A 19,992-nucleotide genomic window follows, 5' to 3' on the forward strand; every position below is an offset into this window, starting at 1 on the left:
TCCCTCGCCTACGACCTCGGTAATCGCCAAGGCGTATTGCAACGGGCTTAAGCCATGTTATCTGCAACCGGTAAGAAAACCCTCCTCGTCAAAAACGCCGCACTTCTGGTCACCATGGACGGCGAACGCCGCGAGATCAAGAATGGCGGCCTGTACATCGAAGACAACCTGATCACCCAGGTCGGCCCCACCGACACCCTGCCACAACAGGCCGACGTGGTCCTCGACATGGCCGGCAAAGTGGTCATCCCAGGCCTGGTCAACACCCACCACCACATGTATCAGAGCCTCACTCGCGTGGTGCCGGCAGCCCAGGACGGTGAGCTGTTCAACTGGCTGACCAACCTGTACCCGATCTGGGCGCGCCTGACCCCTGAGATGATCGCGGTGTCGACCCAGACCGCCATGGCCGAACTGATCCTGTCGGGCTGCACCACCTCCAGCGACCACCTGTACATCTACCCCAACGGCTGCAAGCTGGACGACAGCATCCACGCCGCCGCCGAGATCGGCATGCGCTTCCACGCCGCGCGCGGCAGCATGAGCGTGGGCCAGAGCCAGGGCGGCCTGCCGCCGGACGCGGTGGTGGAAAAGGAAGCTGACATCCTCAAGGAATCCCAACGCCTGATCGAGGACTACCACGATGCCAGCCACGGCTCGATGCGCCGCATCGTGGTAGCACCCTGCTCACCCTTCTCGGTCAGCCGTGACCTGATGCGCGAAGCCGCCGTGCTGGCACGCCACTATGGCGTGTCGCTGCACACTCACTTGGCTGAGAACGTGAACGACATCGCCTACAGCCGCGAAAAGTTCGGCATGACCCCTGCCGAGTACGCCGAGGACCTCGGCTGGGTCGGTCACGACGTATGGCATGCCCACTGCGTGCAGCTCGACCAGCACGGCATCGAGCTGTTCGCCCGCACCGGCACCGGCGTCGCCCACTGCCCATGCTCGAACATGCGCCTGGCCTCGGGCATTGCCCCGATACGCAAGATGCGCGACCACGGCGTACCGGTGGGCCTTGGGGTCGACGGCTCTGCCTCCAACGACGGCGCCAGCATGATCGGTGAAGTGCGCCAGGCCCTGCTGCTGCAGCGGGTAGGCTTCGGCCCCGACGCCATGACCGCCCGCGAAGCACTGGAAATCGCCACCCTCGGCGGCGCCAAGGTGCTCAACCGCAACGACATCGGCGCCCTGGCCCCGGGCATGGTCGCCGACTTCGTCGCCTTCGACCTCGGCCACGTCGCCTATGCCGGTGGCCACCACGACCCGCTGGCGGCACTGGTGTTCTGCACCCCGACCCAGGTGCACACCAGCGTGATCAACGGCCGCGTCGTGGTGAAAGACGGCCAGTTGGCCACCGTCGACCTGCCACGCGTGCTGGAGCGCCACAACCAGCTGGCACACCAGTTGGTCAGCGGCAACTGATGGACCCGGGCTGCTGCGGCCAAGACCGGTTGCAGTAGCCCACGCCTCCCACTCAAAACTCAACGAATGCGACTGAGACCGTGCTGTTAGACGCATAAAACAATAAAGCGAGCTACTCACCATGACTTCTCCCGCTTCCCCTCGTCCCGAAGACGAGAACCTCGGCGTGGGCGCCAACCTGGCCTATGGCCTGCAACATGTGCTGACCATGTACGGCGGCATGATCGCCGTACCGCTGATCATCGGCCAGGCCGCAGGCCTCAGCGCTGGCGATGTCGGCCTGCTGATTGCCGCCTCGTTGTTCGCCGGTGGCCTGGCGACATTGCTGCAGACCTTGGGCATTCCCTTCTTCGGCTGCCGCTTGCCGCTGGTGCAGGGGGTTTCCTTTGCCAGCGTCGCCACCATGGTTGCGATCATCGGCAATGACGGCACCGGCGGCATGCAGGTGGTGTTCGGCGCGGTAATCGTGTCATCACTGGTCGGCCTGCTGATCACGCCGCTGTTCTCGCGCATCATCAAGTACTTCCCACCGCTGGTGACAGGCATCGTCATCACCACCATCGGCCTGACCCTGATGCCGGTTACCGCGCGCTGGGCCATGGGCGGCAACAGCCAGGCCGCCGACTTCGGCAGCCCGGCAAACATCGGCCTGGCGGCGTTCACCCTGGCCTCGGTACTGCTGCTGAGCAAGCTGGGCAGTGCCAGCCTGTCGCGCCTGTCGATCTTGCTGGCAATCGTGATCGGCACGCTGGCCGCGATGGCCACCGGCATGGCCGATTTCTCCCAGGCGCTGCAAGGGCCGTGGGTGGCCATGCCCGAAGTGCTGCACTTTGGCGCCCCGCAGTTCCAGGTAGCAGCGATACTGTCGATGCTTATCGTCATTGTGGTGACCATGGTGGAGACTTCGGCAGACATCCTGGCCGTAGGTGAAATCATCGGCACCCCGGTGGACTCCAAACGGCTGGGCAATGGCCTGCGGGCCGACATGATCTCCAGCGCCTTGGCACCGTTGTTCGGCTCGTTCACGCAAAGTGCCTTCGCGCAGAACGTCGGCCTGGTCGCCGTGACAGGGGTCAAGAGCCGCTACGTGGTGGCCAGCGCCGGCCTGATCCTGGTCACGCTGGGGCTGCTGCCGGTCATGGGCAGACTGGTGGCCGCGGTACCTACCGCCGTACTCGGTGGTGCCGGGCTGGTGCTGTTCGGCACGGTCGCAGCCAGCGGCATCCGCACCCTGGCCCAGGTGGACTACCGCAACAACATGAACCTGATCATTGTCGCCACCTCGATCGGCTTTGGCATGATCCCGATCGCGGCCCCGGGCTTCTATCACCACTTCCCGACCTGGTTCGAGACCATTTTCCACTCCGGCATCAGCTCGGCGGCGATCATGGCGATTCTGCTCAACTTGCTGTTCAACCACCTGCGCGCCGGCAACTCCGACCAACAGTCGGTCTTCGTCGCTGCCAGCGAACGCACCCTGCGCTACCGGGATATCGCCGGGCTGAATGAAGGTGATGTGTTCCGTGATGGCAAGCTGTATGACCGCCATGGCAACGAGGTGCCGATCATGGAGCCTGATGAGGGGCATTTGAAACCGGTCAAGGTGCCAGTGGCGCACATGCACTGACAGCACATCTCTAAAGCCTGGCGCGGCCTTATGTCGCGATCGGGCCAGTCATTGCTGCTGGCGGGTAGCGCACACCACGATTTCGCGGATGCACACGGACTGTGGCTGGCCATAGGCGAAACCGATGGTCTCGGCAATGGTCTCGGCCGTGAGCACCCCGCCCATCTCCTGCTTCCAGTCGTTGTAGCCTGCCTTGATGGCGGCATCGGTCGTGTGGCTGAGCAGTTCGGTGTCGACTGCGCCCGGCTCGATGGTGATTACCCGCACGTTGCTCGGGGCCAGTTCTTCACGCAGGTTTTCCGACAGGCCGGTAACGGCGAACTTGGTCCCGACATAGGCGACATGGTTGGGGAAGGCCTTGCGCCCGGCCACGGAACTCACGTTGATGATGGTGCCCTGCCCGCGCTCGACCATGCCACTGGCGACCGCATGGATCCCGTTGAGCAGGCCACGCACGTTGACGTCGAGCATACGGTCCCACTGCTCTGGGTCCTGGGTAGCGATATTGCCCAGCAGCATCACGCCGGCATTGTTGATGATCGCGTCTACCGGGCCGAAGCGCGTCTCGGCTTCAGCAACGGCTGCCAGCACAGCCGCGCGGTCGGTGACATCGACCGCCAGCGCCAGGCTGTTGGGCAGCTGCAGTTGTTGCATGGGTGCCAGACGGCGGGACAGCAGCAACAGGGCGTGGCCACGGCTGGACAGCAGCTTGGCGGTGGCCAGGCCGATGCCGGAGCTGGCACCGGTAATGACTACCAAAGGTTTATGGGTGTGGGTCATGGTCGCCATCCTGTTATCCGATTTGCCTATGGGTTAGAAGTAGAGCAAGTATAAAAGCTGCTTTTTCTTGCGAAAAATGGGAAATTCTTTTCGCAGCCATCGGCATCACTTATGGGTACCTCATGGATTATCGCCAGCTTCGCGCCTTCATCGCCGTGTTCGAAGAACGCAACATCACCGCCGCCGCGCGTTCGATACACCTCAGCCAACCGGCGCTTTCCGGTAGCATCAGGGCACTGGAGCAGGCGCTGGGCACCACGCTGTTCGTGCGCCAGGCCCGCGGCGTCGAGGTGACCGAGGATGCCCGCGCGCTGTACCCCGAAGCGCAGCGCATGGTCGCCGACGCCAACCGCCTGCTCGGCCGTTTCAAAGGCGATCGTGAACGTGCGCCGTTGCAGATCGGTGTGGAGCAGGACGTGAGTGCCGCTGTGCTGGGCCAGGTGGTGCTGGCAGCGGCGGGCATTCAGCCCCCGGTGCGCCTGCAACTGGTGAGCGGCTGCATGGGCGAGGTGCGGCTGGCCAGCGAAGAATTGCGCTGTGAAGATGAGTTGTTTCTGCCGCTGCACAGCGACCCGTTCGTGCTCGCGGTTGCGCGCCAAACAACAACTACTCAAGCGCGCTGGGTCACCTGCCCCGCACAGCCCAGCCATCAGCGCCTGCAACCTTTCTACAGCGGTATTCTGGTCGCAGAAGCAGACACCTTTGCCCTGGCTCTGGAGCTGGTTGCCGCAGGCGTGGGTGCCGCGATCGTGCCGGACTCACTTGCCACCGAACACCGCGGTGTGCGCATCGAGCCAATGCCGCAGCTCGACCTGCGCCGGCGTATCGGCCTGTGCTACTCGGCCCAGGCGCTGACGCTTGACGGCGTCATTCAGTTGCGCGATGCCTTGCAGGGTTGAGTGACCGGTACCGGCCCTGTCGCTGGTCTCAGGTGCGCAGCACCTGTTCCCCGGCGTTGCGCGGCAAGCGAATGGCATCGGCCAATGCCACACAGGCAATCAAGGCAACGCCAATCAACGCCCAGTGGAAGTCGCTGACCGTCAACCCGCCTTCGCCGCCCCGCACCATCATCGCCACACGCAGCAGCAATGCCACCACCGCAACACCCAACGCCATCGCCAGCTGGAAGCACATGCTGAATAACGTCGACGCCTCGCCCATCTGCTGCTTGGGCACTTCGGCAAAGCCGACGGCGTTGTAGGTGGTGAACTGCATCGAGCGCGAAAGCCCGCCCACGAACAACACCACAGCCATCCCGTACCACGGCATGCCTTGCTGCAAGCCCAGGCAAGCCAGAATGCAACCAACGCCAATCAGCCCGTTGACCAGCAACACGCGGCGGAAACCATAGCGGCGCAGCAAGCCGGTGGTAAACGGCTTCATCGCCAGGTTGCCAGCGAAGATCGCCAGTACCAGCAGCCCGGCATCCACCGGCGACAAGCCGAAACCAATCTGCAGCAGCAACGGGATAAGGAACGGCAAGGCACTGATCGAGAGGCGGAACAAGGTCCCACCCACGATGCTGACCCTGAACGTGGGGATAGACAAGGTATCCAGTGGCAAAAGCGGCGATGGATGCCGCTGACAATGGCGAATCGCCAACCAGGTAAGCAAGCCGCCCAGCGACACCAGTGCCAGCCCGGCGCCCAGGCTACCCCCCGCCAGAGAGCCAAGCATTTCCAGGCCGACCAGCCACGCTGCACATGCCGACGCCAGGCAAACGAACCCCAGCGTGTCGAAGCGGCGCTTTTCAGCTGACCGCGCATCAGGAATCAGTAGCCAGGCCGCCGCAATGGCCAGCAACCCGAGGGGGATGTTCAGGTAAAAGATCCAGGGCCACGACCAATGCGTGACGATCAGGCCGCCAAGCGGTGGGCCCAATACTGGCGCCACCAGGCCAGGCCAGGTGATTACCGCGAGCATTCTCACCAGGTCTTTTTTCTCGGTTGTGCGCAGCACCACCAACCGGCCCACCGGCACCATCAGCGCACCTCCAATGCCCTGCAGTACCCGAGCCCCGACAAAGGTTTCCAGGCTGGGGGCCATACCGCACAGCAACGAAGCCACGGTAAACAGCCCGATGGCGCCAGCAAAAACCCGTCGCGGGCCATAACGGTCGGCCACCCAGCCACTGAGTGGGATGAACACCGCAACGGCCAGCAAGTAGGCACTGATGCCGATATTCAGGCTGACCGCGCTTTCACCGAAGTCACTGGCCATTTGCGGCAGTGCCGTGGCAATCACGGTGGCGTCGAGGTTTTCCATGAAGAAGGTGATAGCGACCAGCAAGGCAATGCAGGTAGCGTGGCGGGAGGTATTGGTCACTGCCGGGCTAGACACGGTAGAGCTCCTTCGGGTCGGTGATGCATCATGGGCTTTTGAGCGCACCCTGTGGGCACGGACATGCCCACGCCCACAAAAGTCGATGCCTTGGCTCAAAGCATGCGCATGGCCGCACGCAACGCCAGCAGGTAGGTCTCTACGCCAAAGCCACAGATCTGCCCCCGCACCACGTCGGCAAACACCGAATGGTGCCGGAACGGCTCCCTGGCATGGATATTGGACATATGTACTTCTACCACCGGCGCTTCGAGAATGGCCAGTGCGTCGCGAATACCATAGCTGTAATGCGTCCACGCCCCGGCATTGATCAGCACCGCATCCACCCGTTCTACAAACGCCTGGTGGATTCGCTCGCACATGGCGCCTTCAAAGTTGGTCTGGAAGCTCTCGACCCGCGCCCCCAGTTCCTCGCCCAGCGCCCGCAAGGCCTGGTCGACATCGGCCAGCGTGGCCGTACCGTACTGGCGCGGGTCGCGTTTGCCGAACATGTTGTGGTTGATGCCGTGCAGCATCAGGACATTGGCGACCATGCCTTACTCCAGCGGGATCGTCAGGCGATCAATCACCGCACGCGTATCGGGCCGCACCCCGCGCCACCAGGCAAACGCTTCTGCCGCCTGTTCGACCAGCATGCCCACGCCGTCGGCCAGGTGTGTCACACCCCGCTCCCCGGCCAGGCGCAGGAAAGGCGTGAGGCCTTTGCCATACGCCAGTTCGTAGGCCAGCCGCGTGCCGCCAAGTACCCCGCCAGGTAACGGCGGCTGTTCACCGACAAGGCTGGCAGAAGTGGCATTGATCACGATGTCGAACGTTTGCCCTTCCAGCGCTTCGTAACGGCTGATACGCAACCTTGGGTGATCCAGCTCGTTGCGCAGCGCCAGGGCTTTGCTCATGTCGCGATTGGCAAGTACCAGCTCGCTGGGCCCAGCCTGCAGGAAGGGCAGTAACGCGCCACGAACCGCACCACCGGCGCCGAGCATCAGCACCCGCCGGTTGCGCAGCGGCTCACCGAGGTTCTCTTCGATATCCCGCAGCAAGCCGATGCCATCGAAGTTCTCGGCGAAGATATGGCCATCCTCGAACTTTAGCGCATTGGCCGCCCGCGCCAGCTCAGCCCGCTCGCTGCGCCGGTCGGCAAGCTCGAAGGCGCGCAGCTTGAATGGCGCTGTGATATTCATGCCCCGCCCGCCAGCACTGCAAAATTGCAGCACCTGGGTCTCGAAACCCTCGAGCTCGCCCTCGATCGCGCCGTACTCCAGGGTCTGACCGCTGGCCTGGGCAAACAGGCCGTGGATCAACGGGGATTTAGTGTGGTTGATCGGTCGGCCAATCACTGCATAGCGGTCGCTCATCGTGCATCTCCGTGGGTGAACAGCACACCGGCCGCTTGCATGGCGGTGATTTCTTCGGGACTGAAGCCAAGCCCCGCAGCGACCTCGGCATTGTGCTGGCCAAGGTCCGGGGCAACCTGATGGATCGTGGTATCGCAGTCAGAAAAGCGGAACGGCAGATTGGGCAGGCGCAAGGTGCCGTAGCGCGGGTGCTGCTGTTCGATGACCATGTTGCGAGCCTGAATCTGCGGATCGGCCAGCACTTCATCAATGCGTTGCACTTTGGCGCTGGGAATGTCGATGCCATCGAGCAGCTGCAAGATGTCGGCGACCCGACGCACACCGACCCAATCCCGGACTACCGCCAGAATCGCCTCGCGGTGTGCATTGCGGCCATTGAGCTTATGGTAGCGGCCATCGCTACCGAACCCAGGCGGGCCGCCATTGGCCTCGACCATGGCGGCGAAGCGCTGCCAGGCGTCGTCGACCTGAGCGGCGATGACCAGGTCGCCATCGGCTGCGCGGAAGACGCCATACAGGGTCGAGGTCGGCATGTCATGGCCGGTCTGCTCGGGTAGCACTGTGCCCTGCGACAACGTGTAGCACTGCACCGCATACTCGTGCATCGACACCAGCGTGTCGTACAGGGCCATGTCGATATGTTGTCCGCGTCCAGAGCTGACCCTGCCCAGCAGCGCCGCGTTGATCGCCGCTACAGCATGGATACCGGTGTACATGTCGCCAAGGGAAATGCGCAGCAACGGCGGCGCTTCGCCCGGCACGCCAACCATCTGCATGATGCCGCTCTTGGCTTCGGCGATCAGCCCGAAGCCGGCGCGGTGGGCATCAGGCCCGGTGTGGCCGTAGGCGGAGATCGAGCAGTAAACCAGACGCGGGTTACGCGCCGACAGCTCGGCATAACCAAGGCCAAGCTTGTCCAGGGCACCTGGACGATAGTTCTCGATGAACACGTCGGCCGAATCGGTCAGGCGTTGCATGAAGGCTTTGCCACGCGGGTCCTTCATGTTGACGCTGACGCCCAGCTTGCCCATGTTCAACTGCAGGAAGTAGCCGCTCTGCTGCTCGTCCAGGGTAAACGCATGCTGGCGCCCGGCATCGCCGCTGCCCGGCCGTTCGACCTTGATCACCTCGGCACCCAGCGCGGCCAGGCAGCGGCCCACATAAGGGCCGGCGAGGAAGTGGCTGTAGTCGATGACGCGGATACCCGCCAAAGGCAACGCCTGGCTCATGCCTCTGCCCTCCTTGGCACCATCAGGCGGTGCTCACCGCGCTGCACGACTTCGCCATTCTGGTTGATCAGTTCCGACGGCAGAACCACGATGCCCCAGCCCGGGCGACTTTTGCTGGGACGCATCGACCCCACGCGCATGCGTACCTGCAGCACATCGTTGACCTTGATCGGCAGTACGAAATCCCACATCCAACCCAGCGACATGCCTGGCACGAAGCGGTATTGGCATTGGGTCTTCAAGCCATCGGCGATCGACAACCCGAACAAGCCGTGGGCGACCAGGCAGCCGAAATGGCTGGCATTGGCGTATTCCTCATCGACATGGACCGGGGTGTGGTCGCCGGTAAGGGCGGCGTAAGCCAGGATGCGCTCGCGGGTTACCGTGTAGGTGGGGCTGAGGCATTCATCGCCTTCGCGGGCATCGTCCCAGAATTTCTCCACTACGCTCATGCCGATACCTCCGCACGCGGGTCGATGGCCAGTGCCTGGGCGACGCAAGTGGCCGGCGAGGCCTGGATGAACTCAACCGCCAGACCGTCCGGCAGGCGCAGCCAGTTGCGGCCCTGAGGCATTTCGCTGACGCCGAAGCGCTGGGCTGCGGCAAGGGCTGCTTCGAGGTCCTCGCACATGATGCCCAGGTGGGCCATGCGCCCCTCCGGCCCGGCGAAGTCAGGCTGGTGAATGAACTGCAGGCCGCCCAGCGTCCAGTATTGCGTGCGCTGCTCGACATCGCCCTGCGCTTCTCGCAGGGCCATACCGCACACTTCGTTGAAGAAACGGATATGCCACTGAATGTCGCGCACCCAGAAGGCAACGTGTTCGAGGTAGGCTTTCGGCTGGCTCATGGGTTATCCCTTTTCTGGTGATCGGCCATCGCGCGTTCAATGCCCTTGATACAGGCCACCAAGGTCGCGTTGACGGGGGTGGCAACGCCATGGCGCTGGCCCCAGCGCACGACGGAGCCGTTGATGAAGTCGATTTCGGTGATCGAGCCTTTTTCCAGGCTCTGCAGCATCGAGGTACGGAAGCTTGCCGGCAGGCCCTCGGCGGCCAGTGCCCATGCCGCATCTGGGCTGGTAAGGCCCAGCCTGATACCGGCCCGTTGTGCAACGGCCATTGCCTCGGCCACGGCAGCCTTGGCGGTGCTCTCGAGCAACGGTTCGCTGTACAGCTGGCCATAACTGAGCATGGTGATACCGCTGAGCGCGCCGGTTGCGACATTCACCAGTAACTTGTCCCACATGGTGCCGAGGATATTGTCACTGACCGTGGTGGCCAGCCCCGCAGCATTGAAGGCCTCGGCGATGGCCTGCACGCGAGGCGTCAGTTGCCCGTCCAGTTCACCGATGTAAGTGTGCTTACCCGCCACGCCAGCTCGGATCGAACCCGGTGCCAACAACACACCGCCGACATAGGTTTTGCCCGCCAGTACTCGCGCTCTGCCGACGACCTCGGCCAGAATGTCTTCATGCCCGAGACCGTTCTGCAGCGACAGTACCAGCGTCTGCGGCCCGAGCAGGGCCGTGGCACCGCCCATCGCTTCAGCGGTGTGGAACGACTTCACCAACACTACGACCAGGTCAACCACGCCCACGTCGTTGGCAGCGGTGGTGGCATTGACACGTACTTGCCGCTCGCCGTGTTCGTCCTGTACCTGCAAACCGTGCAGGTTGATGGCTTCGACATGCTCACGGCCACGGTTGAGCAGCCAGGTTTGGTGCCCGGCCTCACTCAGCGCCGCGCCAATAGCGCAGCCCAGGGCACCGGCACCCAGAATGCAGATTTTCAAATCGCAGACCTCCTGTGGTTTGCGATTACCTTATGCAGCGTCTCCCGATCGGGCTATACAATGGCCTCAATACACCTATTGAGAATTGCAATAATGAGTGCCGCCGATGCCCTGCCCGAGCCCAAGTTGCTGCAACTGTTCGACCTGCTGTATCACTGCCGCAGCGTTACGCGTGCCGCAGAGCAGCTGGGCCAAAGCCAGCCAACCATCAGCATCTGGCTGGCCCGCCTGCGTCAGCAACTGAACGACCCGTTATTTGTCCGCACCCCCGGTGGCATGGCCCCGACTCCGCGCGCCGACCAGTTGATCGGGCCCTGCCGCGAAGTACTCGAATCGCTGCGTCGGCTGACGGCGTGGGAACCGCAATTCACACCCGCCACCGCGCAAAGACACTTTCGCCTGTGTGTCAGCGATGCCAGCCATATCACCTTGCTGCCGAGCATCCTCAACTACCTGCGCAGCCATGCCCCCGGCATTCGCCTGGAGGCGGCGCGCATCGACGGCAATAGCGAAAGTGCCCTGGAGTCGGGCGAGGCCGACCTGGCCATTGGTTTTGTGCCCTGGCTGGGAGGCGGGATGTATCAGCAGGTATTGTTCGATCAGGACTGGGTGTGCCTGAGCAATCGCCAGCACCCGCGCCTCGCCCATGGCATGAATGTGGCCCGCTACCAAGCCGAAGGCCATGTACAGATCAGCGCAGGCACCGGCCAGAAGTTGCTGGAGGCGGGGCTGGCCCGGGCGGGTATAGAGCGCCGGATCGTGCTGGATCTCCCGGCGTTCCTGGGGCTGGGGATGATCGTTGGCAGCACCGACCTGGTCGCCACCCTACCAAGGCATATCGGCCAGACCCTTGCCGACATGCACGACCTGCAAGTGCACGACTGCCCATTCGCTGTGGAGGGCTTCACCGTGAAACAGCACTGGCATGCGCGCTATCACCAAGACAGTGGCAACCGCTGGCTCAGGGAAATGATCCACGGTCTTTTCGGTCGATCGGCCTGATCCTGGCCCATGGATTACAGCGCGAGGATCATTTCATGCCAGGCCATGCCGCCATGGTCCGAAGGCGACGGTTTGACGTACTGATATCCCATCTTCTGGTACAGCGCCACATGCTGCTGCTTGCACATCAGGTGAATGGCCTGTTTGCCTGACGCCTTCATGCGGGCGATGAATTCGTCCATCAACCGCTTGGCGTAACCGTTGCCCTGGTGCGCAGGGTCCACCACCACCGACATGATCACCACGTTCGGTGCTGCCGGGTCATGGCCGACCAGTTCCTTGAAGTCTTCATCAGACATGACCACTTCGTAGGCGCAACCGCTATTGATGAAGCCGACGATTTCACCCATGTTTTCCAGGATGAGGAAGCCGTGCGGATACTGCGCGATGCGGGTGCGGATTTTTTCCAGCGTGGCCGCTTCATCTCCTTCATAGGCGCCGATTTCAATGGCGTAGCAGCGCTCGGCGTCTGCAACGGTGGGGGTACGGAACTGTAGGGTACTCATGACTGGCTCCTGGGGAACTTGAATGCGTCAGCCATGTTAAATCAGTCGCGGGCAAGCCGCTCCTATAGCCCAAGGGCTGGTGTTTTTTCGACCCACCGACGTGCGGGGCTCTCGCTCGCGCTTGCCGCCTACCCTTGCTGGCAAGCATGATTGACACATTGCCTTCTTGCCACGGATACACCCATGACAGCTGTACACTCCGACCTCTTGCAGCCGAGCCGCTGCCAACGCCTGAAAGCGGCCAGCAGCCGGGACCATGACAGCGTTGATCAACTGGTAATGGCGGCCCGGCCCTTCGAGAGCCACGAGCGTTATGGCCGCTTTCTGCAGGTGCAGCACCGTTTTCATGGCAGCCTAGTGGCGCTTTACCAGGATGACCAACTCAACCAGCGCCTGCCGGGCCTGGTGGCGCTGTCACGCTTCGCGGCAGTAGAGGACGACTTGCGTGACCTGGGCCTGTCGCTGCCAGCGCCGCCTCGACAAGTCAGCGCCAGCCCGGCCCAGGCGCTGGGATGGCTGTATTGCAGTGAAGGCTCGAACCTGGGGGCGGCGTTCCTGTTCAAGCAAACCCAGCGCCTGGGCCTGGATGGCGATCAGGGTGCCCGCCACCTGGCACCGCACCCCGATGGGCGCGCGTTGCACTGGCGCGAGTTCGTGGCCAGGCTTGATGGCCTGGTGCTGACTGACGAGCAAGAGGCCGAGGTGATTGTGGGTACGATTGCCGCGTTCGACAGTTACCGGGCACACCTGCGAGAAGTGTTCGCAAGCCAATGAACAGTAGATCGCTGCACGCGCACAGTCAGGCTTGTGGAACGTAGTGACCAGGCATCATAAATTTCTACAAGTTGTTGCTGTAGCGAACTTTTTCCCGTTTGCCGGTCTATGTGGGAGGCACAGAAAGGTAGCGGAACGCGAGACAAGGTTCGTCCACACCTGCTGGCCAGATGGCTCAATTGTTATCAGAGGTTGGCTTCGCTCATGAAAATACATGTCGCAAGGTTGGTGCTGCTCGGCCTGTTCTCGTTCGCGGCGGTGGGCACGGCATCCGCAACTCAAATGAAAGCACCGGTGGCGATGGCGCCTGCGGTTCAGTCACCGTTACAGCCTGCCGCCAACCCCTGGTCGAGGGTGGCCAGTGTAGCCAATGCACAGCCGGCCACGCTGCTGGCTCACGACGACGACCGCTGGCATGACCACAGAAGCGACTGGCGCCGTGAGCAGTGGCGGCGGGAGCAAGCCCGGCGGGACTGGGAGCGGCGGCGTGACTGGGAACGGCGCCATGATTGGGAGCGCCGTCATGAGCGGGCCATGCACCAGCGCCACCATGGCGACTACCGTTATTACCGCCGTTGACCATCACGCCTGATGCGGGTCGCACGCTCTGTGGGACAGCTGTCTGGTGCTGCTTGATCTGGCCTCATCGCCGCCTGGCCAGCGCCCACAGGTACAGCGCAAGCTTCAGACTTATGCAGTACCTGTGAAAGCAGCCCCGGCAAGGGTTGCCGTGACGTTGAAATCTGGGGCCGCTATGCGGCCCTATCGCGACGCAAGGCCGCTCCCACAGGGTAAGTTTCCAATTCCGCTATCAGCTTTGCGCTGCATCAGGGGTATCCCCCGCCGCCTCTGCTTCCATCTTCAAGCGGTCTGCCTTGCAGATGTACTTGGGCTTGCGCGGCGCCAGTTTGGCATTGGCCTTCTTGGCATGCGCCTCCAATAGCTGCTTGATTTTCTTTCGACGATTCATAATCCACAGGGCCTGTCAGTGCGGTTTTGCAGACCACATAGTACCTGTGTGGTCGGCGTATTGCGCCAGTAAACATGGCGCCGGGTAACCGGCCAGCCCCTGTCAGTCGCCACGTTGACGTTATTTTCACACGCCGCACATTAGCGTCACGCCCTTTAAGGTCACGGGCACATCCGCTGGCCGTCAAGGTACGACGAGGCATACGTGTCACACACTACATCCCCCACCGTGCGCACGCGCGTGGACTGGGCCGGCCTGGGCTGGCTGCTGCTGTTCTTCTGGTACTTCTCTGGCGTCACCCAGGCATTGCTGTTGTTCAGCGGTACTACCGGCTTCGCCGGTTTTCGCGATGCGTTCTTCCTCAGCAGCCTGTGGCTGGCCCCGGTGTTGCTGCTGCCCCGCTTCACCCGTGCCACGGCGGCCGTCATCGGCCTGGTGCTGTGGGCTGCATCGCTGGTGGGCTTGAGCTACTTCGGCATCTATCGCCAGGAGTTCTCGCAAAGCGTCATCTTCGTGATGTTCGAATCCAATACCGCCGAGGCCGGTGAATACTTCAGCCAGTACTTCAGTGTGTGGCTGGGCCTGGCGCTGCTGCTGTACACGCTGGGTGCGGTACTGCTGTGGAAGCGCGTGCGCCCGGTCAGCCTGCCCCTGCGCAGCCGCCTGCCGGTGGTGGCCCTGTTGCTGGTGGCCAACCTGGTGTACCCGTTCTACAAGCAGATGGTCACCCAGGAGCGCAACTTCGCCGATGCCGCCGAGAAGGTGCAGCAGCGCATGGAGCCCGCCGTGCCCTGGCAACTGCTGGTGGGCTACCGTCAGTACCGCCAGCAACTGGACAACATGCAGGAGTTGCTGGCGCAGAATGCCGCGTTACCGCCTCTGCAAAACCTGCGTGACAGCAGCGGTACGGCGCCACGCACCTTGGTGCTGGTGCTGGGCGAGTCCACCACCCGCGAGCACATGCACCTGTACGGCTACAACCGCGACACCACACCCAACCTCGACGCGCTGGCGGCCAGCGACAAGGGCCTGACGGTGTTCCGCGACGTGGTATCCCCACGCCCGTACACCATTGAGGTGATGCAGCAGATCCTCACCTTTGGCAACGAGCAAAACCCGGACCGCTTCCTTACCGATCCCTCGCTGATCAACCTGATGAAACAGGCAGGCTACAAGACCTTCTGGATCACCAACCAGCAGACCATGACCAAGCGCAACACCATGCTGACCACCTTCTCGCAGCAGACCGACGCGCCGGTCTACCTGAACAACCAGCGCAACCAGAACGCCAGCCAGTACGATGACGTGGTGCTGGCGCCGTTCGAGAAGGCCCTGCAAGACCCGGCGCCAAACAAGTTCATCATTGTGCACCTGCTGGGCACGCACATGGACTATCGCTTTCGCTACCCGAACGACTACGCGCACTTCACCGATGGCCAAGGCGTACCGAAAGTGCTGACGCCAGACCAGGTAGAAACCTACAACTTCTACGACAACGCGGTGCGCTACAACGACTACGTGGTTTCGAGCCTGATCAAGCGTTATGCGGCCGGCAGCCCCAATGGCTTCCTGCTGTACCTGTCTGACCACGGCGAAGACGTGTACAGCTCCGGTAACCACGACCGCCTGGGGCGCAACGAAGGCGCACCGACCCGGCCGATGTACACCATCCCGTTCCTGCTGTGGACCTCGCCACGCTGGCAGGCCGAGCACCCCCGCGACCTGCAGGCGATGGCCAGCCGCCCTTACAGCAGTTCGCACCTGATCCATACCCTGTCCGACCTGGCCGGGCTGAGCTACGACCGCTTTGAGCCGGCCAAGAGCCTGGTGAGCACGGAATTTGTCGTGGCACCACGCTGGATTGGTGACCCGTACCGCAAGGATGGCTTGCGCGAGTTCGACCACCTGCCACTGGACAAGCCCGGGCAAGTGCAGGAAACGGCCAGTAATCACCAGTAGATCGTCACGTGTAGGGGCAGCCTTGTGCTGCGAAGAGGCCGGTATTGGAGGCATACGGATGCGTGGCCTGTACCGGCCTCTTCGCAGCACAAGGCTGCTCCTACAAGAATCGCGATAGGCCGTTTGCCGTATAAATTAAATTTAAATTGATTTTAGATTAAGTCTCAGCCACGCTCTGCCCACATTCCTGGTTTGCAGAGTACCCACCATGTCCGCAGCCCCCCGCGAACCCCGCAAGGACGGCGCCGTCACCCGTACGCGCATCCTCGAAGCCGCCGGCGAACTGTTCGCCGCACTGGGTTACGCCGAAACCAGCAACAAGGCCGTCGCGGCCAAGGCCGAGGTCGACCTGGCGTCGATCAATTACCATTTTGGCAGCCGCAATGGCCTGTACCTGGCCGTGCTCGACGAGGCCCGCCAACGCTTCCTCGACCTCAGCGACCTGCAACGCATCACCCAAGGCAGCCAGACACCGGCCGAAAAGCTGCGCGTGCTGGTGGAACTGGTGGTGTACAAGGCCACGCAGGCCCGGGACAACTGGCACTTGCGGGTACTGGCCGCAGAAATCCTCGCCCCCAGCCCTCATGGCCAGGCGCATCTGCAGGCGGCCGCCCCCCTGCGCCTGTCACTGCTCAAGGGGCTGTTCAGCGAGGTCAGCACCATCCCCGTCGACGAACCGGCCCTGACCCGCTGCATCCTGTGCGTCACAGCGCCGTGGGCAATGCTGCTGATCGGCCCGCGCGGCGGCTCCGGGGCGCTGCACGAAATTCTGCAGATGCCCAGCGAGGCCGTTGCTGTGCAGCTTTACCGCTTTGCCCTTGCAGGCCTGCAGGACGCTGGCCAGCAGCATGCCCAGGCCAACGCCACACCCAGCTGAGGTAAGCACCGTGCAACCTGTATCCAATGATACCTCCCCCGCCGCAACGGACGCGCAAACCTCCATTCCACTGCTGCTGGCAGCGCTGATGCTGGTGATGTTCCTGGCCGCCCTCGACCAGACCATCGTCTCGACCGCACTGCCAACCATCGTCAGCGACCTCGGTGGGCTGCGCTGGCTGTCGTGGGTGGTCACCGCCTACCTGCTGGCCTCCACGGTAGTGGTGCCGCTGTATGGCAAGTTCGGTGACCAGTTCGGCCGCAAGCGCGTGCTGCAGGTGGCCATCGTGCTGTTCCTGCTGGGCTCGGCCTTGTGTGGCGCAGCACAGGACATGGCCCAGCTGATCGTCTTCCGTACCCTGCAAGGGCTGGGTGGCGGCGGCTTGATGGTGGTGGCGATGGCCGCCATCGGTGATGTCATCCCGCCTGCCGAACGTGGCCGCTACCAGGGCCTGTTCGGTGGCGTGTTCGGCCTGGCCACCGTGGTAGGGCCGCTGATCGGCGGTTTTCTGGTCGAGCAACTGTCGTGGCACTGGATCTTCTACATCAACCTGCCCCTGGGCCTGCTGGCGCTGCTGGTTATCGGCAGTGTTTTCCGCCCGCACGTGGCCCTGGTACGGCATACGGTGGACTACATCGGCGCGTTCTTTCTTACCGTGGCATTGGCGGCCCTTGTACTCATCACCAGCCTGGGCGGCAGCTTGCTGGCGTGGCAGTCGCTGGACATGCTTTGCCTTTCGCTGTTCGCCCTGATCGGCCTGGTCGGCTTCGTCCTGGAACAACGCCGCGCCGCCGAGCCCATCATGCCGCTGCACCTGTTCCGTCACCGTACCTTCGTGCTTGCCGGGCTGATAGGTTTCATCGTCGGGGTGTCGCTGTTCGGCGCGGTCACCTTCCTGCCGCTGTACATGCAGGTAGTCAAGGACGCCACGCCCACCAGCGCCGGGCTGCAGATGCTGCCGCTGATGGGTGGCCTGCTGGTGGTGTCGGCGATTACCGGGCGGCTGATCAGCCGCTGGGGGCGTTACCGGGTGTTCCCGATCCTCGGCACGTTGCTGCAAGCCATTGCCCTGGGCCTGCTCAGCCGGCTGGAGCTGGATACCCCCATGGCGCTGATGAACCTGTACATGGGCTTGCTGGGTGCCGGCCTGGGGATGGTCATGCAGGTGCTGATCCTGGCCGTGCAGAACAGCGTCGAGTTGCGCCACATGGGCGTGGCGACCTCAGGGGCCACCTTGTTCCGCTCGATTGGCGGCGCCATTGGCGTGTCGTTGTTCGGCGCCCTGTTCTCGCATGCCTTGCTGGGTGGCCTGGGCAGTGACTTCGCCGCCAGTGCCGGGGGAGCCGCAAGCCTTTCGCCAGCTGCCGTGCATGCCCTGCCCGCCGCCCTGCAGCACAGCTACCTGCAGGCATTTTCCGGGGCGATGCATGGCGTGTTCCTGCTGGCCGCAGCGATCACCAGCGTGGCTTTCGCACTGTCCTGGCTGCTGCGTGAGGTGCCGCTACGCAAAGCGACGCAGGGTTGACGACAGGCCTTCAGCCAGCTTGCAAGCAGCTACCCCGACCGGCACTGCCCCGCACCGCCTCGGCCAGCTTGCGCAGGTTGGCCTGATGCGCATTCACCAGGCTGGTGATGCTGTTGTCAGCCACCGTCTGCACCGAGGTGCGGCAGGTCAGCTCAGCCTGCCCTACCCGCTTCAGCCGCCACACAGCGTCCAGCGAGGCATAGCGCCCCGGCACCGTATCGAAGCGCTGTACGTCCACCCGCAGTGCCGCAGTGCCGCCACCCGCTGGCCCACCCAGCTGGCAATGAAGATCATCAGCGCGATGTCCCAGGCGCCGGCCTCCCAGAACTCCAGCACGCCACCACCAATGGTGCTTTCACTGCCACTGCCAAGCATTTGGGTGTGTATCACCGGCAGTAGGTTGGCAGGGATATAGAACACCAACGCCGCCAGCAGAAACGCCCAGCCCCGAGTGATGGCATTGGCCTTGCGTCGGTGGATGGCTGCACCGCAGCGGGTGCATCTGTGAGCGCCGCTACTCAGCTCACAGGCCTGGCCGCAGCCATGGCACAGGCACAGGCCCAGCTCGTCGGCGTTGGCCGGGTCATTCATACCTGCACCCACAAGTCGCGAATATCCTTGCCGGCGATATGGATGATCAGCATGCTCAACGCGGCCAAGGCCAGCAGGCCGATACCGGGGATCGCCGGCAAAAGGCGCGCTCGTGCTTGAGCAGTGGCGCACGCTGGTACACCGTGTCGCAGTACTCACAGATGATCAGATCCTGGCGCTGCTAGTGCGTGCCGCACGGCATGCCCGCCTCAGAACTTCGCCAGTTCTTCCCGGCAAAACTCCACAAACAACTGTGCAGGCTTGGTCAGTTGCACCCGCTTCAACCACGCCGCCGCCAGCCCCGACAACGCCACCGGCTCGGCGATATCCAGGATGGCCAGACGCTGGCCGTCGTAGGTGAATTCCGAATGCGGCCGGGTCACCAGCAGCGAAAAACCGAAGCCCTGCCCGACCATGCCACGCACCATCTCGATCGACGGCGAGCTGAAGACGATGTTCGGCGTCAGGCCCATCTCGTTGAACAGGCTGACGAAGTAGGTGCGGCTGGGGGCCACGTCCAGCAGGATCATCGGCTCCGGGCACAGGTCGCGGAGCGACACGTGGGCCTGGCCGGCAAAGCGGTGGTTTTCCGGCAGCAGCACGTAGGGCTTTTGCGGCGGCATCAACGGCTCAGCTTCGATGGTGCCGTCCAGGTCATGATCATAAAGAAACGCCAGGTCGAACGTGCCGGCGGTCAAGCCCTGGATCAGCTCCTGCTGCTCGCCGTCGCGCAGGCGGATATCCACGCCGGGGTAACGCTGGCGAAAGCCGGCGATCAGCCGCGGCAGATACAGCGGTGCGACGGTTTCGAAACAGCCAATGTCGATCTGCCCCGCCACGGTATCGTTGTCGGCCAGGGCGTTCTGCTCGAATTCATGGGCCATCTGCAGCAGCGACCGGGTCTTGGCGTAGAAGCGCTTGCCGCTGGGCGTCAGTGATACGCCTTGGGCGTGGTGGCGGATGAACAACTGCACACCAAAGCTTTCTTCCAGGCTCTTGATGGCCGTGGAAATGGACGGCTGGGCAATGTACAGCTGGCGCGAGGCCTCAGCCACGCTGCCGGCCTCCACGGTGGTGACGAAGTACTTCAGTTGTCGCAAGGTATAGGCAGCCACAGGGTACCTCTCTGACGCTGGTCTGGGCAGACTGGGATCATGCCTGACACTTTACCCCTGACCAGCGGCGAGTGGGTGCTGAGAGCGGAAGGATTTACCTATGCCTTGCACAGGTTTTTTGTA

Annotated in this window: 20 protein-coding genes and 3 pseudogenes; 9 read left to right on the forward strand and 14 right to left on the reverse strand. The window is 63.1% G+C overall.

Annotated features, from left to right (window positions below):
* Positions 1-54 precede the first annotated feature (54 nt).
* Positions 55-1,428 carry an 8-oxoguanine deaminase gene (locus ACK1VC_RS14730; RefSeq protein ID WP_060516334.1) on the forward strand — a complete coding sequence of 458 codons (1,374 nt, stop codon included), beginning with the start codon at positions 55-57 and terminating at the stop codon, positions 1,426-1,428.
* Positions 1,429-1,549: 121 nt separating this feature from the next.
* Positions 1,550-3,055, forward strand: coding sequence for a nucleobase:cation symporter-2 family protein (locus ACK1VC_RS14735; protein WP_060516336.1), 1,506 nt, complete (start codon positions 1,550-1,552; stop codon positions 3,053-3,055).
* Positions 3,056-3,103: 48 nt separating this feature from the next.
* On the opposite strand, the gene ACK1VC_RS14740 is transcribed toward ACK1VC_RS14735, so the two are convergent.
* On the reverse strand, positions 3,104-3,835 hold the full coding sequence (locus tag ACK1VC_RS14740; RefSeq protein ID WP_095114872.1) for an SDR family oxidoreductase: 732 nt from the start codon (positions 3,833-3,835) through the stop codon (positions 3,104-3,106).
* 122 nt (positions 3,836-3,957) lie between these two features.
* Here ACK1VC_RS14740 and ACK1VC_RS14745 point away from each other — a divergent pair, with 122 nt between their 5' ends.
* Positions 3,958-4,734: a LysR family transcriptional regulator gene (locus tag ACK1VC_RS14745; RefSeq protein ID WP_191087501.1), complete on the forward strand. Its 777-nt coding sequence runs from the start codon at positions 3,958-3,960 to the stop codon at positions 4,732-4,734.
* A 28-nt stretch (positions 4,735-4,762) separates the two neighbouring features.
* On the opposite strand, the gene ACK1VC_RS14750 is transcribed toward ACK1VC_RS14745, so the two are convergent.
* The 7 genes from ACK1VC_RS14750 to ACK1VC_RS14780 all read right to left on the reverse strand — a co-directional run bounded on the left by ACK1VC_RS14750 (position 4,763) and on the right by ACK1VC_RS14780 (position 10,550).
* A complete protein-coding gene (locus ACK1VC_RS14750; RefSeq protein ID WP_024717939.1) occupies positions 4,763-6,175 on the reverse strand; it encodes an MFS transporter in 1,413 nt (470 codons plus the stop codon).
* 95 nt (positions 6,176-6,270) lie between these two features.
* Positions 6,271-6,708 carry a type II 3-dehydroquinate dehydratase gene (aroQ, locus tag ACK1VC_RS14755; RefSeq protein WP_095114871.1) on the reverse strand — a complete coding sequence of 146 codons (438 nt, stop codon included), beginning with the start codon at positions 6,706-6,708 and terminating at the stop codon, positions 6,271-6,273.
* Positions 6,709-6,711: 3 nt separating this feature from the next.
* Positions 6,712-7,530 (reverse strand): shikimate dehydrogenase, encoded by an 819-nt coding sequence (gene aroE, locus ACK1VC_RS14760; protein WP_016486093.1) that lies wholly within the window; start codon positions 7,528-7,530, stop codon positions 6,712-6,714.
* On the reverse strand, positions 7,527-8,759 hold the full coding sequence (locus ACK1VC_RS14765) for a CaiB/BaiF CoA transferase family protein (protein ID WP_095114869.1): 1,233 nt from the start codon (positions 8,757-8,759) through the stop codon (positions 7,527-7,529). Before ACK1VC_RS14765 ends, aroE begins: the two co-directional genes overlap by 4 nt.
* The gene (locus tag ACK1VC_RS14770; protein WP_095114868.1) at positions 8,756-9,211 is read right to left on the reverse strand and encodes a MaoC family dehydratase; all 456 of its coding nucleotides are present in this window, start codon (positions 9,209-9,211) and stop codon (positions 8,756-8,758) included. Before ACK1VC_RS14770 ends, ACK1VC_RS14765 begins: the two co-directional genes overlap by 4 nt.
* Entirely contained in the window at positions 9,208-9,606 is a 399-nt protein-coding gene (locus tag ACK1VC_RS14775; protein WP_095114867.1) for a VOC family protein, read from the reverse strand. Before ACK1VC_RS14775 ends, ACK1VC_RS14770 begins: the two co-directional genes overlap by 4 nt.
* On the reverse strand, positions 9,603-10,550 hold the full coding sequence (locus tag ACK1VC_RS14780) for a ketopantoate reductase family protein (RefSeq protein ID WP_016486089.1): 948 nt from the start codon (positions 10,548-10,550) through the stop codon (positions 9,603-9,605). The genes ACK1VC_RS14775 and ACK1VC_RS14780 overlap by 4 nt, the downstream gene beginning before the upstream one ends.
* Before the next feature lie 93 nt (positions 10,551-10,643).
* On the opposite strand from ACK1VC_RS14780, the gene ACK1VC_RS14785 reads away from it, so the two are divergent.
* Positions 10,644-11,552, forward strand: coding sequence for a LysR family transcriptional regulator (locus ACK1VC_RS14785; protein ID WP_060516341.1), 909 nt, complete (start codon positions 10,644-10,646; stop codon positions 11,550-11,552).
* 14 nt (positions 11,553-11,566) lie between these two features.
* Here ACK1VC_RS14785 and ACK1VC_RS14790 read toward each other — a convergent pair whose 3' ends face one another.
* Positions 11,567-12,058, reverse strand: coding sequence for a GNAT family N-acetyltransferase (locus ACK1VC_RS14790; protein ID WP_023047290.1), 492 nt, complete (start codon positions 12,056-12,058; stop codon positions 11,567-11,569).
* Between the two features lie 183 nt (positions 12,059-12,241).
* Here ACK1VC_RS14790 and ACK1VC_RS14795 point away from each other — a divergent pair, with 183 nt between their 5' ends.
* Positions 12,242-12,832, forward strand: coding sequence for a biliverdin-producing heme oxygenase (locus ACK1VC_RS14795; RefSeq protein WP_016486086.1), 591 nt, complete (start codon positions 12,242-12,244; stop codon positions 12,830-12,832).
* 204 nt (positions 12,833-13,036) lie between these two features.
* The gene (locus ACK1VC_RS14800) at positions 13,037-13,411 is read left to right on the forward strand and encodes a hypothetical protein (RefSeq protein WP_191087500.1); all 375 of its coding nucleotides are present in this window, start codon (positions 13,037-13,039) and stop codon (positions 13,409-13,411) included.
* Between the two features lie 232 nt (positions 13,412-13,643).
* Here the strand turns inward: ACK1VC_RS14800 and ACK1VC_RS14805 are convergent, their stop codons facing one another.
* Complete coding sequence (locus ACK1VC_RS14805; protein WP_016486084.1) at positions 13,644-13,802, reverse strand: DUF2986 domain-containing protein; 159 nt, start codon at positions 13,800-13,802, stop codon at positions 13,644-13,646.
* 204 nt (positions 13,803-14,006) lie between these two features.
* Between ACK1VC_RS14805 and ACK1VC_RS14810 the strand changes: the two genes are divergently transcribed.
* The 3 genes from ACK1VC_RS14810 to ACK1VC_RS14820 all read left to right on the forward strand — a co-directional run bounded on the left by ACK1VC_RS14810 (position 14,007) and on the right by ACK1VC_RS14820 (position 18,163).
* Positions 14,007-15,761 (forward strand): phosphoethanolamine transferase CptA, encoded by a 1,755-nt coding sequence (locus ACK1VC_RS14810; RefSeq protein ID WP_080641008.1) that lies wholly within the window; start codon positions 14,007-14,009, stop codon positions 15,759-15,761.
* Positions 15,762-15,969: 208 nt separating this feature from the next.
* Positions 15,970-16,638 (forward strand): TetR/AcrR family transcriptional regulator, encoded by a 669-nt coding sequence (locus ACK1VC_RS14815; RefSeq protein WP_023047286.1) that lies wholly within the window; start codon positions 15,970-15,972, stop codon positions 16,636-16,638.
* 10 nt (positions 16,639-16,648) lie between these two features.
* The gene (locus tag ACK1VC_RS14820; protein ID WP_016486081.1) at positions 16,649-18,163 is read left to right on the forward strand and encodes an MDR family MFS transporter; all 1,515 of its coding nucleotides are present in this window, start codon (positions 16,649-16,651) and stop codon (positions 18,161-18,163) included.
* A 10-nt stretch (positions 18,164-18,173) separates the two neighbouring features.
* Here ACK1VC_RS14820 and ACK1VC_RS14825 read toward each other — a convergent pair.
* The 4 genes and pseudogenes from ACK1VC_RS14825 to ACK1VC_RS14840 all read right to left on the reverse strand — a co-directional run.
* Positions 18,174-18,446 (reverse strand): annotated as a pseudogene (locus ACK1VC_RS14825) (ABC-type transport auxiliary lipoprotein family protein); the annotation flags it as partial.
* A pseudogene (locus ACK1VC_RS14830) lies at positions 18,440-18,754 on the reverse strand (paraquat-inducible protein A); the annotation flags it as partial. The pseudogenes ACK1VC_RS14825 and ACK1VC_RS14830, both read right to left, overlap by 7 nt.
* Positions 18,751-18,864: pseudogene (locus ACK1VC_RS14835) on the reverse strand (paraquat-inducible protein A); the annotation flags it as partial. The pseudogenes ACK1VC_RS14830 and ACK1VC_RS14835, both read right to left, overlap by 4 nt.
* 99 nt (positions 18,865-18,963) lie before the next feature.
* On the reverse strand, positions 18,964-19,869 hold the full coding sequence (locus ACK1VC_RS14840; RefSeq protein WP_016486077.1) for a LysR family transcriptional regulator: 906 nt from the start codon (positions 19,867-19,869) through the stop codon (positions 18,964-18,966).
* Positions 19,870-19,992: the final 123 nt, after the last annotated feature.

It is taken from the genome of Pseudomonas sp. XP2 (genome assembly GCF_053557975.1).

Coding starts and splice junctions, on each gene's coding strand:
- ACK1VC_RS14730 (WP_060516334.1), top strand. CDS start 55: ATGTTATCTGCAACCGGTAAGAAAACCCTCCTCGTCAAAAACGCCGCA.
- ACK1VC_RS14735 (WP_060516336.1), top strand. CDS start 1,550: ATGACTTCTCCCGCTTCCCCTCGTCCCGAAGACGAGAACCTCGGCGTG.
- ACK1VC_RS14740 (WP_095114872.1), bottom strand. CDS start 3,835: ATGACCCACACCCATAAACCTTTGGTAGTCATTACCGGTGCCAGCTCC.
- ACK1VC_RS14745 (WP_191087501.1), top strand. CDS start 3,958: ATGGATTATCGCCAGCTTCGCGCCTTCATCGCCGTGTTCGAAGAACGC.
- aroQ (WP_095114871.1), bottom strand. CDS start 6,708: ATGGTCGCCAATGTCCTGATGCTGCACGGCATCAACCACAACATGTTC.
- aroE (WP_016486093.1), bottom strand. CDS start 7,530: ATGAGCGACCGCTATGCAGTGATTGGCCGACCGATCAACCACACTAAA.
- ACK1VC_RS14765 (WP_095114869.1), bottom strand. CDS start 8,759: ATGAGCCAGGCGTTGCCTTTGGCGGGTATCCGCGTCATCGACTACAGC.
- ACK1VC_RS14770 (WP_095114868.1), bottom strand. CDS start 9,211: ATGAGCGTAGTGGAGAAATTCTGGGACGATGCCCGCGAAGGCGATGAA.
- ACK1VC_RS14775 (WP_095114867.1), bottom strand. CDS start 9,606: ATGAGCCAGCCGAAAGCCTACCTCGAACACGTTGCCTTCTGGGTGCGC.
- ACK1VC_RS14785 (WP_060516341.1), top strand. CDS start 10,644: ATGAGTGCCGCCGATGCCCTGCCCGAGCCCAAGTTGCTGCAACTGTTC.
- ACK1VC_RS14790 (WP_023047290.1), bottom strand. CDS start 12,058: ATGAGTACCCTACAGTTCCGTACCCCCACCGTTGCAGACGCCGAGCGC.
- ACK1VC_RS14795 (WP_016486086.1), top strand. CDS start 12,242: ATGACAGCTGTACACTCCGACCTCTTGCAGCCGAGCCGCTGCCAACGC.
- ACK1VC_RS14800 (WP_191087500.1), top strand. CDS start 13,037: ATGAAAATACATGTCGCAAGGTTGGTGCTGCTCGGCCTGTTCTCGTTC.
- ACK1VC_RS14805 (WP_016486084.1), bottom strand. CDS start 13,802: ATGAATCGTCGAAAGAAAATCAAGCAGCTATTGGAGGCGCATGCCAAG.
- ACK1VC_RS14815 (WP_023047286.1), top strand. CDS start 15,970: ATGTCCGCAGCCCCCCGCGAACCCCGCAAGGACGGCGCCGTCACCCGT.